14 protein-coding genes, 1 tRNA gene, 1 pseudogene and 1 riboswitch are annotated in these 15,157 nt (G+C 74.2%); of the genes and pseudogenes, 8 read left to right on the top strand and 8 right to left on the bottom strand.

Going from position 1 to position 15,157, the window contains the following annotated elements; translation table 11 throughout:
• The first annotated feature begins 26 nt into the window (after nt 1-26).
• Both DQ238_RS03950 and DQ238_RS03945 read left to right on the top strand, forming a co-directional pair.
• A complete protein-coding gene (locus tag DQ238_RS03950; protein ID WP_199506134.1) occupies nt 27-269 on the top strand; it encodes an acyl carrier protein in 243 nt (80 codons plus the stop codon).
• A gap of 98 nt (nt 270-367) precedes the next feature.
• The gene (locus tag DQ238_RS03945; RefSeq protein ID WP_113780013.1) at nt 368-1,609 is read left to right on the top strand and encodes a beta-ketoacyl synthase; all 1,242 of its coding nucleotides are present in this window, start codon (nt 368-370) and stop codon (nt 1,607-1,609) included.
• A 334-nt stretch (nt 1,610-1,943) separates the two neighbouring features.
• Here the strand turns inward: DQ238_RS03945 and DQ238_RS03940 are convergent, their stop codons facing one another.
• The 4 genes from DQ238_RS03940 to DQ238_RS03930 form a co-directional block, all read right to left on the bottom strand.
• Entirely contained in the window at nt 1,944-2,444 is a 501-nt protein-coding gene (locus tag DQ238_RS03940) for a DUF3145 domain-containing protein (RefSeq protein WP_113780012.1), read from the bottom strand.
• A 167-nt stretch (nt 2,445-2,611) separates the two neighbouring features.
• Nucleotides 2,612-2,785 (bottom strand): hypothetical protein, encoded by a 174-nt coding sequence (locus DQ238_RS22695; RefSeq protein WP_158550712.1) that lies wholly within the window; start codon nt 2,783-2,785, stop codon nt 2,612-2,614.
• 35 nt (nt 2,786-2,820) lie between these two features.
• Nucleotides 2,821-4,014, bottom strand: a complete 1,194-nt coding sequence (locus DQ238_RS24195; protein ID WP_113780011.1) for a diguanylate cyclase — start codon at nt 4,012-4,014, stop codon at nt 2,821-2,823.
• Nucleotides 4,015-4,065: 51 nt separating this feature from the next.
• Nucleotides 4,066-4,320, bottom strand: coding sequence for a hypothetical protein (locus DQ238_RS03930; protein ID WP_113780010.1), 255 nt, complete (start codon nt 4,318-4,320; stop codon nt 4,066-4,068).
• Between the two features lie 92 nt (nt 4,321-4,412).
• On the opposite strand from DQ238_RS03930, the gene DQ238_RS03925 reads away from it, so the two are divergent.
• Nucleotides 4,413-5,345 (top strand): maleylpyruvate isomerase N-terminal domain-containing protein, encoded by a 933-nt coding sequence (locus DQ238_RS03925; protein WP_113780009.1) that lies wholly within the window; start codon nt 4,413-4,415, stop codon nt 5,343-5,345.
• Between the two features lie 93 nt (nt 5,346-5,438).
• Here the strand turns inward: DQ238_RS03925 and DQ238_RS03920 are convergent, their stop codons facing one another.
• On the bottom strand, nt 5,439-6,620 hold the full coding sequence (locus tag DQ238_RS03920; protein ID WP_113780008.1) for a peptidoglycan DD-metalloendopeptidase family protein: 1,182 nt from the start codon (nt 6,618-6,620) through the stop codon (nt 5,439-5,441).
• 11 nt (nt 6,621-6,631) lie between these two features.
• Nucleotides 6,632-6,774: riboswitch (cyclic di-AMP (ydaO/yuaA leader) on the bottom strand.
• Between the two features lie 548 nt (nt 6,775-7,322).
• Here DQ238_RS03920 and DQ238_RS03915 point away from each other — a divergent pair.
• Nucleotides 7,323-7,396 (top strand) — tRNA-Ile (locus DQ238_RS03915).
• A 109-nt stretch (nt 7,397-7,505) separates the two neighbouring features.
• Here the strand turns inward: DQ238_RS03915 and mobF are convergent.
• Nucleotides 7,506-10,096: pseudogene (gene mobF / locus DQ238_RS03910) on the bottom strand (MobF family relaxase); the annotation flags it as partial.
• Between the two features lie 625 nt (nt 10,097-10,721).
• Between mobF and DQ238_RS03905 the strand changes: the two are divergent.
• The 3 genes from DQ238_RS03905 to DQ238_RS03895 all read left to right on the top strand — a co-directional run bounded on the left by DQ238_RS03905 (nt 10,722) and on the right by DQ238_RS03895 (nt 11,903).
• Nucleotides 10,722-11,285, top strand: a complete 564-nt coding sequence (locus tag DQ238_RS03905) for a dihydrofolate reductase family protein (RefSeq protein ID WP_113780007.1) — start codon at nt 10,722-10,724, stop codon at nt 11,283-11,285.
• Between the two features lie 97 nt (nt 11,286-11,382).
• The gene (locus tag DQ238_RS03900; RefSeq protein ID WP_113780006.1) at nt 11,383-11,625 is read left to right on the top strand and encodes a hypothetical protein; all 243 of its coding nucleotides are present in this window, start codon (nt 11,383-11,385) and stop codon (nt 11,623-11,625) included.
• A gap of 2 nt (nt 11,626-11,627) precedes the next feature.
• Complete coding sequence (locus tag DQ238_RS03895; RefSeq protein ID WP_113780152.1) at nt 11,628-11,903, top strand: ribbon-helix-helix domain-containing protein; 276 nt, start codon at nt 11,628-11,630, stop codon at nt 11,901-11,903.
• A gap of 982 nt (nt 11,904-12,885) precedes the next feature.
• Here the strand turns inward: DQ238_RS03895 and DQ238_RS03890 are convergent.
• Together DQ238_RS03890 and DQ238_RS23495 are read right to left on the bottom strand one after the other, a co-directional pair.
• On the bottom strand, nt 12,886-13,638 hold the full coding sequence (locus DQ238_RS03890; RefSeq protein ID WP_233495686.1) for a site-specific integrase: 753 nt from the start codon (nt 13,636-13,638) through the stop codon (nt 12,886-12,888).
• A gap of 113 nt (nt 13,639-13,751) precedes the next feature.
• Nucleotides 13,752-13,979 (bottom strand): hypothetical protein, encoded by a 228-nt coding sequence (locus DQ238_RS23495; protein WP_233495685.1) that lies wholly within the window; start codon nt 13,977-13,979, stop codon nt 13,752-13,754.
• Nucleotides 13,980-14,299: 320 nt separating this feature from the next.
• Between DQ238_RS23495 and DQ238_RS03885 the strand changes: the two genes are divergently transcribed.
• Nucleotides 14,300-15,115, top strand: a complete 816-nt coding sequence (locus tag DQ238_RS03885) for a DUF899 family protein (protein ID WP_113780005.1) — start codon at nt 14,300-14,302, stop codon at nt 15,113-15,115.
• Nucleotides 15,116-15,157: the final 42 nt, after the last annotated feature.

Raw genomic sequence — 15,157 nt, 5'->3', positions numbered from 1 at the left:
CCCCCGCCCCACCCGAGAGAGAGGACCTGCGCGTGAGCGAGGACATCCAGACCGGTCTGGCCGAGATCCTGGAGGAGGTCGCGGGCGTGGCTCCCGCCGACGCCACCCCGGAGAAGTCGTTCACGGAGGACCTCGACGTCGACTCGCTGTCGATGGTCGAGATCGCCACCGCGGTCGAGGACAAGTTCGGCGTCGCCATCCCCGACGACGAGCTGGGCAACATCAAGACCGTCGGCGACGCCCTCAGCTACATCCAGAAGAACCAGTAAGAGGACCACCCTTCCCCTCACGCCTCGCAGGCTCGGCGTGGGCCCCTGAAGGGTGGCCGACCGCCGGCCCCGGCCGCACGTTCCAGGAGGAACCCGTCATGAGCACGTCCGTCGGCGACGTCGTCGTCACCGGCCTCGGTGCCACCAGCCCCCTCGGTGGGGACGTGGCCAGCACGTGGGACGCACTGCTGGCCGGGCGGTCGGGGGTCAGCCGGATCACCGACGCCTGGGTGCAGGACTTCCCGGCCCAGCTGGTCGCCCGGCTGGCCGCCGAGCCGACCGAGCGGCTCGACCGCGTCCGCGTCCGCCGGCTCGACCGCAGCCAGCAGGTGGCCCTCATCGCCGCCGAGGAGGCCTGGCGCGACTCCGGGGCGGCCGACGCCGGCGTCGCCCCCGAGCGGGTGGCCGTCGTCTTCGGCACCGGCATCGGCGGGGCGCTGACCCTGCTCGGCCAGGACGACGTCCTGGAGGAGAAGGGCCCCCGGCGGGTCTCCCCGCACACCATCCCGATGCTCATGCCCAACGGCCCGGCCGCCGCCGTCGGCCTGGCGATCGGCGCCCGGGGCGGTGCGCACGCGCCGGTCAGCGCCTGCGCGTCCGGGGCCGAGGCGATCCGCTGGGGCCTGGACCTGCTGCGCTTCGACCGGGCGGACGTCGTGCTGGTGGGCGGCGCCGAGGCGTGCGTGCACCCGCTGCCCATGGCCGGGTTCTCCGCCATGCGGGCGATGAGCACCCGCAACGACGAACCCGAGCGCGCCTCCCGGCCCTTCGACAAGGGGCGCGACGGCTTCGTGCTGGGCGAGGGCGCGGCCGCCATGGTGCTCGAGCGGGCCGACGCCGCTGCGGCCCGCGGCGCCCGGGTGCACGCCCGGCTGGCCGGCGCGGGCGCCACCGCCGACGGCTACGACCTCGTCGCCCCGCACCCGGAGGGCGAGGGCGCCGGCCGGGCGATCGCCGCGGCCGTCCGCGACGCCGGTCTGACCCCTGCCGACATCGGCCACGTCAACGCGCACGCCACCTCGACCCCGGTCGGCGACACCGCCGAGGCCGCCGCGATCCGCGGCGCGCTCGGCGAGCACGTGCTGGTGACGGCCACCAAGAGCCAGACCGGGCACCTGCTCGGTGCCGCCGGCGCGCTGGAGTCGGTGTTCACCGTCCTCGCTCTGCGCGAGCAGGTGGTGCCGGCGACGGCCAACCTCGACGACCCCGACGACGACCCGGCCGTGCAGGCCCTCGACATCGTGCGCCACGAGCCCCGGCAGGCCCGGTTCTCCGCCGCGGTCAACGACTCCTTCGGCTTCGGCGGCCACAACATCGCGCTGGTGTTCACCTCGGCCTGAGCCGCTCCCGCACAGTCCCGCCCGGGCAGGGCCCTGCCCGGGCGGACCGGGCACGCCCGCCTCCGACCCGGGGAGCGGCGTCTGGCACCGGCGGCGGCGAGCACGGCACCACCTGGCTCTGACGCGCCCGGGCCCGGTACCTCGGTCGAGGTACCGGGCCCGGGCGGGGAGCCTGTGGTCGTCCGGACGCCGCTTCCCCGCCGACGTCCGGACGACCGGCCTCAGCCTACGACGGGAGCGCGGGGGGCACCGCTCGGTCGTAGTCGGATCGTGATGAAGTCGAAGGACCCCCTGCCCCCGCTCCCGAGCTCGTGCCGGGCTCCTGCACCGGGACCTAGACGACCTGGTGCAGCCAGGTCACCGGGCTGCCGTCACCGGCGTGCCGGTAGACCTCGAGGTCGGCGTCCCAGGCGGCGCCGAGCAGCTGGTCGACGCCGTGCCGGAACGCCTCGATGGAGGTCGCGGTGGCGGCGAGGTGGCGCAGCTGCTGCTCGCTGACGACCAGGTCGCCGTTGGCGCTGGTGGGTGCGCGGTAGACGCCGTGGCCGGGCACGTACGACATGCGCTCGCCGTCGTTGCCGTGGCTGGCCTCCTCGGTCACCTCGAAGCGCAGCATCGGCCACGCGCGCAGCGCGGTGACGAGCTTGGCGCCCGTACCGGGGGCGCCGGTCCAGGCGACCTCGGCACGGTAGGAACCGTGGGCCGCGGGCTGATCGGCCCACGACAGGGAGACCGGCGCGCCGACGACGCGTTCGAGCGCCCACTCGACGTGCTGGCAGAGCGCCTTCGGGCACGCGTGCACGAAGACGACACCCTGGGTAGACCGTCGCTGCACGGGGCACCTCCATCGACTCGATCGGTCTCGTCTTCCCCAACGGACGATCGATTCGGTGACAGGCTGTGTTCGACGATCTCGGACCCGGGGTCCTGGGGACAGTTTGCACGAAGATCCCCCCATCGCGCCAGTGGAGTCGGTGCAGATGGGTCACATGTGACGGATGGTCACGGACCGGACCATTCATCGCTGGTCAGCGCGGACACCACGTCGTCCGGTGCGCCGTCCAGCGCGCCCGCCGCACCCCACAGGACGTCCACAGGATCTCCCCCGGCCGCCCACAGCCGGTCCCCCGGCGCCCCGGCACCGCCCGGCTGCCGTTCACGGACCGTAGTGGGCACGGTCCGACCTCCGCAGCGGCGACACCCCGGTGTGGTCACCCGCCGAGGGCGGTCGTCCGGTTGCCGCCGGCGGCCTTGGCCCGGTACATGGCCCGGTCGGCACGGCCGAGGACCTCGTGCTGGTCGTCACCGGGTCGGACCGGCGTGGTGCCCACGCTGGCCGTGACGCCGCACCCGGCGCCGATCCCCGCCACGGCGTCGCGCAGCCGGGTGGCCAGGTCCTCGCCGTCGTCCTCGCCGTCGTCCTCGCCGTCGTCCTCGCCGTCCCCCGCTCCGTCGCCCTCGGCGAGGACGGCGAACTCGTCGCCACCCAGTCGGGCCACGGCGTCGCTCGCGCGGACGACGCCGGTGAGGGCCGCGGTGACCGCGCGCAGGACGGCGTCGCCGGCGGCGTGGCCGTCGCGGTCGTTGACGCCCTTGAACCCGTCGAGGTCGACGAGGCAGACCACCGCCGCGCGACCGGTTCCCGCGGCCGCAACTGCCGCGTCGAGGCGGTCGAGGAAGGCCCTGCGGTTGAGGGCACCGGTGAGCGGGTCCGTGGCGGCCAGCACCTCGGAGGTGCGCAGCAGCAGTGCCTGCCGGTCGTGGGCGTCCCAGTGGTTGGCCGAGGCCATGGCGCACAGCACGGTGTAGGTGGCCATGACCACGGCGGTGAAGGCCGCCGAGGAGTCCGCACCCGAGGAGGTCCAGCCGGGCCGCGACACGCAGACGAGGTAGCTGCCCGTCATCAGCGCACCGATGACCACCACGCCCCACGGCGGGTAGGCGACCGCCATGAAGCCCAGCACCAGGAACAGCAGCACGAACAGCGGGCTGGTCGCGCCGCCGTCCACCCGGGAGCCGATGGCGACGAGCACGGTGACCCCGACGCTCCAGCCGTAGAACAGCAGGCTGCCGCGGGGTCCGCGCACCATGTCGGCCAGCGGCAGCAGGGCCAGCAGCGGCGTCCCGACGACCACGACCGACGCCAGCACCAGCAGGGTCACGCTCCGCGCGGGCGTGCCGGGCGTGAGCACCGCGTAGCCGCCGACGGCCAGGGCGGCGACCTCGGAGAGCCCGATGCCCAGGCGGACGTGGTGGACCCAGTAGGCGGCGCGGTCGGCGTCCTCGGCCAGCTGCCGGTAGAGGCCGGCGCGCAGGGCGACCCCGACCCGGCGCGCGCCACGCGCGGGGGTGTCCCCTGCGCGGCGACGCCGCCGGCCCGCTCGTCCGTCCACGACGGTGCCCATCGGCGCGGAGCGGCTCGACCTTGATGCCGGCCCTCCCCCGCGAGAGGGGCCTCAGGCGCCGAAGGTGGCCTGCAGGTCCTCGCGGGGCACCACCCGCGTGGCCCGGAAGGGCAGCCCCTCCTCTCCCGGCTCGGTCCAGTCGACGTCGACCACCTGCCCGGCCCGCAGGGTGTCGCCCCGGGGGCTCTCGACGACGGACGCCGGGACCCAGCACCCGCCGGGCAGCTCCGGCGCCTCCACGATCGCGGCCCGCCGGGCGTCGTCCCAGCGCACCACCGTCCCCCGCGTCGTCCCGCTGCGCGTCATGCGACCAGGCTGCGCGTGGCGCCGGCACCGGGCAAGGGGTCGGCGGACCCGAGCCGCGCCTGGCACCCGGCGGCGTCGGGTAGGGGCCGGGCATGACCCGATCCGACGGCACGGCACGATCCGACGGCACGGCCCGCCACCACGGGATGGCCGATGCGGAACGCGACGAGGTCGGCGGGATGGTGCTCGGCGCGTGGGACGCCTTCCTCGAGCAAGCCGCGGCGGTCGATCTCGACCGGCCGACCCGGCTGCCCGGCTGGCGGGCGCACGAGGTCTGCGTGCACCTGGGCTGCTGGGACGACCACACCGCGCTGGCCGACCTGATCGCCTCCGCCCGCGCCGGGGGCACGGGCACGCCGCCCGACGTCGACGCCACCAACGCGCGGGTCACCGCCGCGCACCGGGACGCCTCCCGGGGGGAGGTGCTGGCCGCGCTGCGGCGCAACCGGGACGCCACCGCCCACTACCTCGCCGACGAGCCGCGGGAGCTCGACACCGCGCCGGCGGTGGCCGTGGTCGGGCGGCTGCCGCTGCTCAGCGTCGTCCTGGGCCAGGCGTACGAGCTCGCGGTGCACGGGCTGGACATGGTGCCGTGCGGCGCGCCGCCGGCCCCGGCGTCCGTGCTGCAGGCCGGGCTGGCCGCGCTGGCCGACGTGACCGGGGCGCTGGCGGCCCGCGAGCACATCACCGGGGGCGCCACCCTCGCCACCCCGGACGGCGGGTGGGCCTTCGCCGCCGCCGACGACCGCGGCTGGACCGTCCACCGGGTGGCCGGCGGGTACCCGGGCGGGACGGCGGTGGAGGCGCCGGCCGACCTGCTGCTCGAGGCGGCGTCCGGGCGGGTCAACCCCGTCGTCGCGCTGACCCGGCGGCGGCTGCGGGTGCACGAGCTGGGTGGGCTGATGGCGCTGGCGCCGATCGTGCAGACCGCACCGGGCATCCCGGGCGGGCCGATCCTGCAGCTCGCCGCCCGCACCCTCGGCAGCGCCGGGGGGCTGCTCGGCCGGCTGCGCGGCCGCCGCTGACAGCGGACCTCCCTGCCCCCCGCCGCTCGCGAGCTCGCGGCGGGACCCGGGACGGGGACGCTCGAGGCCTCCGCTCGTGCCTCACGACTTGCCTCAGCAGGCGCCGCCCAGGTCGATGCCGTGGGCACGCAGCCACGGCATCGGGTCGACCCGGTCGGCGTACAGCCCGCCCTGGTGCACCTCGAAGTGCAGGTGCGGCCCGGTCGACTGGCCCTCGTTGCCGACCTCGGCGATCTGCTGGCCGGCGGTCACCACCTGGCCGGCGCCGACGAAGTACCGGCTGACGTGGCCGTAGAGGGTGATCCGGCCGTCGCCGTGCTGCACGTACACCGCCTGGCCGAAGCCGTTGGCCGGGCCGGCCTGCAGGACGACGCCGTCGGCGGGCACGAAGATCGGGGTGCCGATGGGCGCGGCGATGTCGACGCCCTGGTGCACGGTCCCCCAGCGCGGGCCGTAGCAGGAGGTCACCCGCCCGGCGGCGGGCATGCCGGAGGTGCTCTGCGCGCCGGCCAGCGCCTGCTGCTGGACCTGACGCTCGGTCCAGGCGGCGCCCGGGTCCGCAGCGCCCTGGGCGGCGAGCAGGCGCTCACCGGCCGAGCGCAGCTGCGCGTCGAGGGCGGCCTTCTCCGCGGCGCGGGCGTCGTGCTCTGCGCGTGCCTGCGCCAGGTGGGCGTCGGCGGCGGCCTCGGCCTCGTCGGCCGCGCGGGCCAGCTCGTCGAGGTGGACGACGGCGGCCCGGGCGGCGCGGTCGGCCTCGTCGACCCGCTGCTCGACGGCGAGGAACTCCTGCAGCCGCTCGGCGCGGTGGTCGCCGATGACCTCCATGGTGGCGGCCTGCTGCAGCAGCTCGGTGGGGCTGTGCGCGTCCAGGATCAGTTCGATGTCGCCGTAGCGGTCGTCGGCGCCCATGAAGGCCTCGCGGCTCAGGTCGACGATGTCCTCCTCGGCGCCGGCGACGTCGGCCCGGGCGTCGGCCAGCTCCGCGGCGGTCCGGGCGGCTTCGGCCTGACCGGCGGCCAGCTGGGCGCGGGCGACCAGGGCGGCGTCGGCGGCGGCCTCGGCCTCCACGGTCATCCGCTGGAGCTGCTCCTCGGCGGCCGCGACCTGGTCCTCGATGCGGGCCACCTGCTCGGCGAGCTGCGCCTGCTCCGAGGCGGCGCTGGTGGGAGCGGCGGAGGCGGCGGGCACGCCGGCCAGCAGACCGGCGACCACAGCGCTGACGACGGCGGCCCGGCGGGGGCCGCGCAGGGTGGTCAGGTGGTGCAGGGTCGCCAAGGCGACGGTTCTCCCATCCTCGCGACCGCCTACCGAGTTAGCTGACGGGTTCGGGCCGGACGGCGCCCTACCCGCCTGCGCCCGGAGCGCAGGCGGGACTCACCCCAGTGGATCGGTGGGTCCCCGGTCCGCCTCGGTCCGGCTCCGGACGTCGGCGGTTCGGCGGGGCCCGGCCGGGGCCCTCGGGTGTCGAGGAGCAGTAGCCCGGCGAGGCCGTCGGGAAAGCTACTACGGCGTAACCCCGTCGGTCACGATCGAGTAACGCACCGCGTGCGCCTCCTTGCCGATCTCGCGACACCCGGTGACCGGAGGACCGCGGCCCGCTGGCGGCGCGGGTCAGGAGACCTGGCGGCCGACCTGCGAGGACGCCCGCGCCTGCCTCATCTGCCCCGTCCGTCCCGCGCTCACCGCGCGGATCGGACCGGCGTGACCGGCGTCCCGAGTGACATCGCACACAGTGGGCGGCCGATCACCCGTTCGGGTGCTGCTGCGCCCCTGTCCGGCACCGCCCGGTCGGCGCGCTGCCGGCCCATCCGGGTCGAGCCCGGACGCCCTGGCGCGCGGGTCGGCCCGGATGGCGGCGGCGGGGAGGGCCGGCTCCGATGCGCTCCGCGGGCAGGCGCGGACGGCGGTCGACGCGACCACGGCCTCCCCGGACGCAGGCCGCCGCACCGGACGGCGGTCTGGCAGGCTGGGGCCACCGGGGCGGTAGCTCAGCCGGTCAGAGCACGGGACTCATAATCCCTGGGTCGTGGGTTCGAGCCCCACCCGCCCCACCGGTACACGTGCAGGTCAGCGGCCCGGAACTCGATCGTCGATCTTGGCGATGGGCCCGCGCCCACACGGTGCCCACACTACGCACCGTGACGTCTGGTGACGGACGCCGGCGATCCACTGCTCGCGTGCGGCGGCTGGGTCGGTGGCGACCAGGTGGGCGGTGTTGGCGGTGTTGGCGGTGCGCCCGCGGGTCATCCCGACGTAGGCCGACGCCGCGCCGGTGTGCTCGCCGATCACCACGTGCGCGGTGGTGACGGTGTCACCCTGCGCCCCGTGCGCGGTGCTGGCGTAGGCCAGCTCGACATGGCAGGTGACGTAGCCGGCGAGCAGCACCCGCTCCCCCGCCCTCGACGAGGCGGCACCCGGAGGAACGGCGTCGTCCGGGGTGACATCGCCCGGGACGACGGTCAGCTCCCCGTGGGGGCCGACGGCGACGACGGTCCAGGTGTCGCGGTTAGCCACCCCGAAGGCGCGGTCGTTGCGGCGGGTGACGATCCGGTTCTCGGCGCCGATCCGCTGCCCTGACCCGGTGACCGCGGCCCGGAGGTCGTCGACGCGGCCGTCGGCGACCAGCCGCTGCCGGATCGCGGTGCTCAGCTCGGCGGCCTGCTCGCGGGTGTCGACCACCACGGCCACGCGTTCGCCCTTGCGGTGGTGCCCGGCGGTGATCGCGGCCAGTGCCGCCTGCAGCTCCGCGGGTCGGCGTGCAGGCGGATCCGGCCGCGGGCGGCCAGTGCGTCGAACACCGCGCCCGGGTCCTCACCGGTGCGCATGGCCAGGGTGAGGTCGGCGTACTCGCCATCGGGGACGGTGAGGCCCGCGCCGTCCGTGCTGGTGAAGCGATGGACAGCCTGCAGCGTCAGGTGCGCGGTCGGGTCGACGTGGCGCACGGCGAGGTCCAGCACGCCGCCGCGGCCGACCGCGGACAGCTGGTGCCGGTCCCCGAGCAGCGCCACCCGCACCGCGCACTCGTCGGCGACGGTCAGCAGCGCGCGGGCGGTGTCCTGGTCGAGCATCCCGGCCTCGTCGACCACGAGCAGGTCGCCCGCCCGCAGACACGCGCGTTCGTCGGGACCGGCGTAGGTGGTGCCGGTGACCGGGTCGGCCCGGCTGGCGGCCAGCCGAGTCCAGGCGCCCTCATCGCTCCACCGCCAGCCGTACTGGTGGGCCAGCCAGGCCGCCGACCCGGCGGCGGCGCCGACCTCGACCGCGGTGACCTTGGCCCCCTTCAGCGTCGGGGTGACGACCACCAGCCGGCGCCCGTCCCTCTCGAGCAACTGTCGGGTGGCGGCCAGGGTGGTGGTCTTGCCGACGCCAGCCGCGCCCTCCACCACGACCAGCGGCCGGCTTCCGGCGAGCGCGGCCGCGGCGGCGGCCTGCCCGGCATCCAGCTGACCCCGTTCGGCACTCGGGTCAGGGCGCAAGTCGGTGTCGCGCCCATGGTGGGCGCCGCGCGCGGCCAGCCGCGCTGTCAGGTCGGCCTCGACCTCCAGTACCGCCGGCGAGGTCCAGGCCCGGACGTGCTCGGACGCCCCATGGCGTTCCAGCAGTGGGACGCAGCGGGCCATCGCGCGGGTGGTGAGGTCCTCGGCCAGCTCGATGCGCACCGCGGGATCTGCGACGACGCCTTCGGTGGCGATGAACCGTTCCGCCTCACCGCGGACGTCGGCGGCGTTCCACGCCGACCGGCCGGCGGCCAGCCGGGTCAGCATCCGCTCCACTACGTCATCGCGGTCGAGCGCGCCGACCGGGGTGGGCGCCAGCGCCACCGGGCGTGCCGAGTCGCGGTAGCCCAGCGCCGTCAGCTCGGCCCGCCACCGCGCGGTCAAGGCGGCCCTGGGGCGGGGGATGACCTTGTCGGGGCGGGCCTCGGCCCACGCGCGGGCGTCCCAGGGCCGCCGCAGTGCCGGGCCGGGCTGCTCGCCGGGGTGCGCGGCGATCCAGTCGCGTTCGTAGCGGTCCAGATTCCGGCCGATCTGCGCCGCGCGGGCGTTGAACGGACCAACGTAGGCGGCAAGCTCCCGCATCTCTCCAGTCGCATGGAGCGTGTAGCCGTGGCCGGCGAGTGCGGCTCGGAAGTGCGGGTCGCAGGCGACCGCGGCATGCCCGATCCCGTTGATCGCGGCCAGGAAGTCCCGCATGCCGACGGTGTGCAGCCCCCGCCACCGCCCGGCGGCGAACACCCTCGCGTTGATCTGCAGGTGCAGGTGCAGGTGCCGGTGCGGATCTCCGGCGCGGGAGGTGTAGTGCCGCACCGTCACCGCCTCCAGCCCCTCGAGCGGCACCTGCACCTGCCCGCCGCGCGGACCGACCCGGGTGGTGGCGTGCCCGGACAGCCAGCCGATGATCTGGGTGGCGGCGCGGTCCTGGGCTTCGTCGTAGGCGACGGCGATGTCCGGGTGCAGGGCGGCGGCCAACGACCAGGACTTCGGACCGTTGACCACCACCTCGACGAACCCCACCGCGCGCTCCTCGGTGCGCAGCCGCCCTCGTGGGGAGCCGGTGTCCGGATCGTGGCCGACCGTCCACGTCTCGTAGGTCTCCCCCGCGAGCGCCGCGAGCTCCTGCACCCGCCCGTCGCGGGCCACGAAGCGGCGGGCCAGGCCGGTGCCCTCGGCCAGGTAGTAGTCATCGGCCCGGCTGCGGTCGGCCCCCAGGTACGCCCGGGCAGCCGCTGGCGCCCCGGCGTACACCTTCATTCCACCGCGCATTTTAAATGCCACCCAACAATGACCAACAGGTCACCCCTAGAAACGGCGATGCACCCCGCGAAGCGGGGCCCGGTCTACCTCCATTGGTAGCATGCGTGCCGTTCTTTGGTGAAGACCTGAGCTTGCTCGGGAAAGGCCGGATTGGCGGGCGTGAAGTCGTCGCGGGCGCCATGGTGTTGGTCGTTTACGGCGACTGTCGACTGAGAGCAGTCGCCGTCTTCCCGGCTGCAGGTGCTGATGACGATCAGCTCCGCGGTGTACCGGCTCGCGTCACCGGTCTCCTGCGACCCGGTGGCGTGGATGCTGAGCGGCAGTCGGACGACGAGGCTGCGACCGGGCGGCAGGGTGTCCCGGTTGTCCTCCCGGTGCGGGAAGGTTCACCGGGCGGGTCTTACGGGATATCGGGCGAGGGGCACCCGCTCTGTCCTGCGGTGTTCCCGGTTGGGGTTCGCTTACCGGTCGTCCTACGGGGCGCTGTGCCGGTCGTCGTTCCCTTCCGTACGGAGCATCCGCTTGGCGCGGTGGTCAACCGGCCCTCGGTGTGGTCAGACCGATCAATTTTCCGCGCCGTGTTGGTCTGTACGCCGAATACCGACTCACGGGAGGCTACGCCATGCGGAAACTGACCTTTGGCATGAACCTGAGCCTGGACGGCTACATCGCCGCGCCCGGCGACGACCTCGGCTGGAGCGTGCCGAGCGACGAGCTGTTCCAGTGGTGGTCCGACCGGGTGGGAGCGACGGGCCTGGCGCTGTACGGGCGCAAACTGTGGGAGACGATGAGCTCCCACTGGCCGACCGCCGACCAGCAGCCTGGCGCCACACCGGCGCAGATCGAGTTCGCCCGCCGCTGGCGGGACATGCCGAAGGTGGTGTTCTCCTCGACGACCAGCGCGCTCGACTGGAACACCCGCCTGGTCACCGGCGACGCTGTCACCGAGATCACCCGGCTCAAGACTGAGGATGGCGGTCCCATGGACGTCGGCGGCGCCACCCTCGCCGCGGCGGCCATGCGGGCCGGGCTGATCGACGAGTACGCGATCGTCACCCACCCGGTCCTGGTGGGCGGCGGCACGCCGTTCTTCACGGCCCTGGACAACTGGGTGAACCTGAACCTGGTGGAGACCCGGACGTTTCCCGACGGCGTGCTCCTGACCAGGTACGAGACCAGGCGGTGAATACCCGACCTCGGATCGGCGCGGGCTCGGGCCACCCAAGGATCTCGTGACCGTTAGGGGAGCCCCCACCGGCACAGTTTCGTAGTACGTTTGGTGGGTGGAGATCCTCCGCTCGGCGTTCCGCCATGGGGTCGCCGACGAGGACATCCACCACGCCCTTCGTGGCGCCCTCGCCGTCGATGAGGTCGGCGAGGACCCGCTGCGCTATCTGGTCCTGGGGCCTGACCGTGCGGGGAACCTCTTGGAGCTGGTTGTACTGGACCGGCCGCAGGGTCCGGCAGTCATTCACGCGATGGGCATGAGACCGAAGTACCGGAGCCTGCTACCGAAGGGATGGTGACCATGTCGGGGGTTCATGGAACTCGAGGGGACGGCAGTGCCATCACCGATGAGGCGGTCGAGGCGATGGCAGACGAGGCCGAACAGGGTTACGACGTCGAGGCGATCCAGCGTCGTCGCGGCGGACGCCCGCCGCTCGGTTCGTCAGCGGCCTCGGTCGAGTCCGTTCGCCTCGACCCGGAGCTCAAGCGCGCCCTGCTGTTGCGCGCTGCCGAGGAACGCATCAGCGTCTCGGAGGCCATCCGCCGTGCCATCGGAGCGTACGTGCAGGCAGGCTGACCACCGTCTCGTCCCCAAGGGTCACGTTGTGAACGACGCTGGAGACAGGGTTGCGATCTACACCGACTCTCGACCGCCTGGAGTCTGACCTTCGCGAGACCGCGCTCATCCTGTCCCGGGCAGCCACCGACACCGGGAACCGCACCGACCTCGACGGGGCGATCACCGCCTTGGGCTTCGACCGTTCCGAGCTGGACGCCGGCCTCGCCGCCGGACGCGGGTGACCAGCCGCTCGCGACGACACCCGGTGAGCCGGACCCAACACCGCCCCGCAGGTCGGGGCGGCGCCCTGACGCCCAGCGCCCCCCCGTCCGCCTCATCGACGCCGCCTTCGCCGACCTGTAGCGCCTGACCCGCAACGGCGACCCACGTGGGCGGAGATGCAGGGGCGGGTGGCCACCCTGTCGGCGTTCCGGCGCGGCGTCTTCCCAGACCTCTGCCCGCTCCCCACAACCAGCCTCTTCCGGCTGCGCCGGGTCGGGGGAAGGGTGGGCCGCAGACCTATCCCGCAGGGACGCGCAGCGCCCTTCCGGCGGCCCGGCGCAGCCGGCACCCTCGGCCGGCCGGGGAGCGGCCTCCTCGCCGCCCAGGACGGCTCGGACGGAGCGATGGGTCCTCGTGGGCTTCGTCCTCGGGGACGTCCGACGTGGGCTCTCCCGTGGGTCACGACCGACCACGACAGCTCCCGCCGTGCTTCACGGACTGCGTACCTCTGCCCTGTATGCGTATAGACCGTGCCCACACCGTGCCCACACGATGCCCACAAAAGGACCGTTTCGGGCCGTCGCCAGCCATCGACCGCCAACGGGGAAACCGCAGCCCAGAGGGCAAATCACCGATGATCATGCAGGTCAGCGGAGGGCCCTGAGATCCCTCATAATCCCTGGGTCGTGGGTTCGAGCCCCACCCGCCCCACCGGTACACGTGCAGGTCAGCGACCCGGAGCTCGATCGTCGATCTTGGCGATGGGCCCGTGCCCACACTACGCACCGTGACGTCTGGTGACGGACGCCTCGTGGGCGGCGGTCATGCGTTCGGCGAGCGCGCCGAGGTCGTCGTCGAAGAGCCCGGAGTAGACGTCGAGGGTCATCGCCGCGGACGCGTGACCGAGCATCCGCTGGACCGCCTTGACGTTCGCCCCGCTGGCCACCAGCAGACTCGCGGCGGTGTGCCGGAGGTCGTGCGGGCTGAGGTCCTCCAGCCCGGCCGTCTTGGCCGCCGGGTCGAAGAACCGCCGCTGGAAGTTGCCCGAGCGCAGCACCGCACCACCCGGCGAGGTCAGGACCAGGTCGTCCGGGCCCTTGCCCTCGCAGCGTCGCGAGAGCGGCTCGACGAGCACGCCGGGGATCGGCACGGTGCGCTGCTGGTGCGTCTTCGGCGCGCCGTACTCGACGGTGCCGCCGACCTCGGTGGCGCTCTCGGCGACGGTGAGCCGCTTGCGCAGGAAGTCGACCCGGCGGACCCGCAGGGCGGCCATCTCCCCGAACCGGAGCCCGGTGTGGGCCAGCAGCCGGACGACGTCGCCGTACTCCCCCGCTGCGTCCGCCAACCGCTCCACCTCCTCGCGGGCGAGGAAGCGGGGCTCTGCGCGACGGGCCCTCGGCAGCGGGACGCCGGTCGCCGGGTTGTGCGGGATGCGCCCGTCGCGGACGGCGAGGGTGAGGATGAGCGCGAGCACGCGGTGCGCTTGGCGCACCGTGGCGGGTGCGAGGCCGCCGGCGACGAGCTGGGCCATCCAGGCGGCGACCTCTGCGTGGGTGACATCGGCCAGGCGGTGCTGGCCCCAGCGGCGCGATCTGGGGCCGCAGCAGCGACCGGTAGCGGGAGCGTGCTGGGCTTGAGGCGCGTCTACGCGGCCAGCCACTGTGCCGTCCAGGCCTCGACCGTCACCCGGCCCGGCTCCGGCGCCGTCCAGGTCTGCGTGACGATCGCCGAGGTCTGCTCGTCGAGCCAGCGCTGGGCCTCGACCCTGCGCGTGAACCGCTTCTCGTGCTGTCGGCCCCCGGCATCGCGGTACCGCGACCGGTAGCGCTTGCTGCCGTCGCTGAGCACGTCCACGGTGATGCTGCCGGCCATCAGGCGGGAAGAGCCCGTACCGCTGGCCTTGCGGTTCCGCTGTACCTCCCGGCCACGCATTGCGGCCGGGGGCGCACCATCGCCGACCGCCATGAACCTGCAGAGGGCTGGTGTGTGCGCCAAGCCGCCACTCACGCGTCCAGCGCGCCAGAAGCGTCTCGGAACGCGTCCGTGAACTCGTCAGCCCGACGTGGTCCGTGCAGGCTCGGGCGAGGGTGCCCCCTGCCGCGATGAGGTCCGGCCGGGTCGCGAGTCTGTCCTGGTGACCGTCGTAGGACGTCGTTCGACGCTGCCCGACACGAGACACCACGGAGGACACCATGACGACCACGCCGGACGACCCGACCACCGCGCTGCCCGGCCGCCCGGCCGTCGTCGACCTGGCCACCTGGCAGACCGCCCGTGACGAGCTCCTGGTCCGCGAGAAGGCCCACACCCGCGAGGGCGACGCCCTCGCCGCGACCCGCCGCCGGCTGCCGATGGTGGAGCTCGACGGGACGGTCGAGGTCGTCGGACCCGACGGCCCGGTCCCGTTCCTGGACTTGTTCCAGGGCCGCGACGAGCTCGTGGTCTACAAGCACATGTGGTACGACGGCGCGCCACACCAGGGGCAGTGCGAGGGCTGCACCACCTCGGCCTGGCACGTGAAGGACGCGGTCTACCTCAACGCCCGCGGCGTCTCGTTCGCCGTCCTGACCACGGGCCGTTGGGACGAGGTGGCCTCCTACGTCGAGTTCACGGGTTACACCCAGCCCTGGTACTCGGTGCGCGACGTGGACGCGCCGGTCGGCGGCAGCATGGGTTCCATCACCTGCTTCCTGCGTGACGGCGACCGCGTGTTCCTCACCTACTCCACGACGGGCCGTGGCAACGAGCCGGTCAACGGGTCCTTGGGCCTGCTCGACATGACGCCCTCCGGCCGCGGCGAGGCATGGGAGGACAACCCCGAGGGCTGGCCCGTGATCGGCGATGTCCGCGAGGGGCACCCGTCCGACGCCCGCCAGGCCTGCTGGTACTGGCGCTCGGACGCCGACGGCGTCGCCACCTGGGGCCCGACCAGCCGACCCGTGCCGCAGTGGACCCGCCCCGGCGCGACCCCCGTGGAGACCCTCGGCCGGCACGGCCACCACCACTGATCGGACGTCCCATCAGGCAGATCCGGACGCTTCGAGCGTCGG

The organism is Geodermatophilus sp. TF02-6 (assembly GCF_003319115.1).
Lineage (GTDB): Bacteria > Actinomycetota > Actinomycetes > Mycobacteriales > Geodermatophilaceae > Geodermatophilus.
The sequence above is the reverse complement of the archived record's forward strand: the minus strand, read 5'-3'. Positions and strand labels throughout refer to the sequence as shown.

Bases quoted from the DNA above. Each gene is read 5' to 3' on its own strand.
- DQ238_RS03945 (WP_113780013.1), top strand. From the start codon at position 368: ATGAGCACGTCCGTCGGCGACGTCGTCGTCACCGGCCTCGGTGCCACC.
- DQ238_RS24195 (WP_113780011.1), bottom strand. From the start codon at position 4,014: ATGGGCACCGTCGTGGACGGACGAGCGGGCCGGCGGCGTCGCCGCGCA.
- DQ238_RS03930 (WP_113780010.1), bottom strand. From the start codon at position 4,320: ATGACGCGCAGCGGGACGACGCGGGGGACGGTGGTGCGCTGGGACGAC.
- DQ238_RS03925 (WP_113780009.1), top strand. From the start codon at position 4,413: ATGACCCGATCCGACGGCACGGCACGATCCGACGGCACGGCCCGCCAC.
- DQ238_RS03905 (WP_113780007.1), top strand. From the start codon at position 10,722: ATGCGGAAACTGACCTTTGGCATGAACCTGAGCCTGGACGGCTACATC.
- DQ238_RS03895 (WP_113780152.1), top strand. From the start codon at position 11,628: ATGTCGGGGGTTCATGGAACTCGAGGGGACGGCAGTGCCATCACCGAT.
- DQ238_RS03890 (WP_233495686.1), bottom strand. From the start codon at position 13,638: ATGGCCCAGCTCGTCGCCGGCGGCCTCGCACCCGCCACGGTGCGCCAA.
- DQ238_RS23495 (WP_233495685.1), bottom strand. From the start codon at position 13,979: ATGGCCGGCAGCATCACCGTGGACGTGCTCAGCGACGGCAGCAAGCGC.
- DQ238_RS03885 (WP_113780005.1), top strand. From the start codon at position 14,300: ATGACGACCACGCCGGACGACCCGACCACCGCGCTGCCCGGCCGCCCG.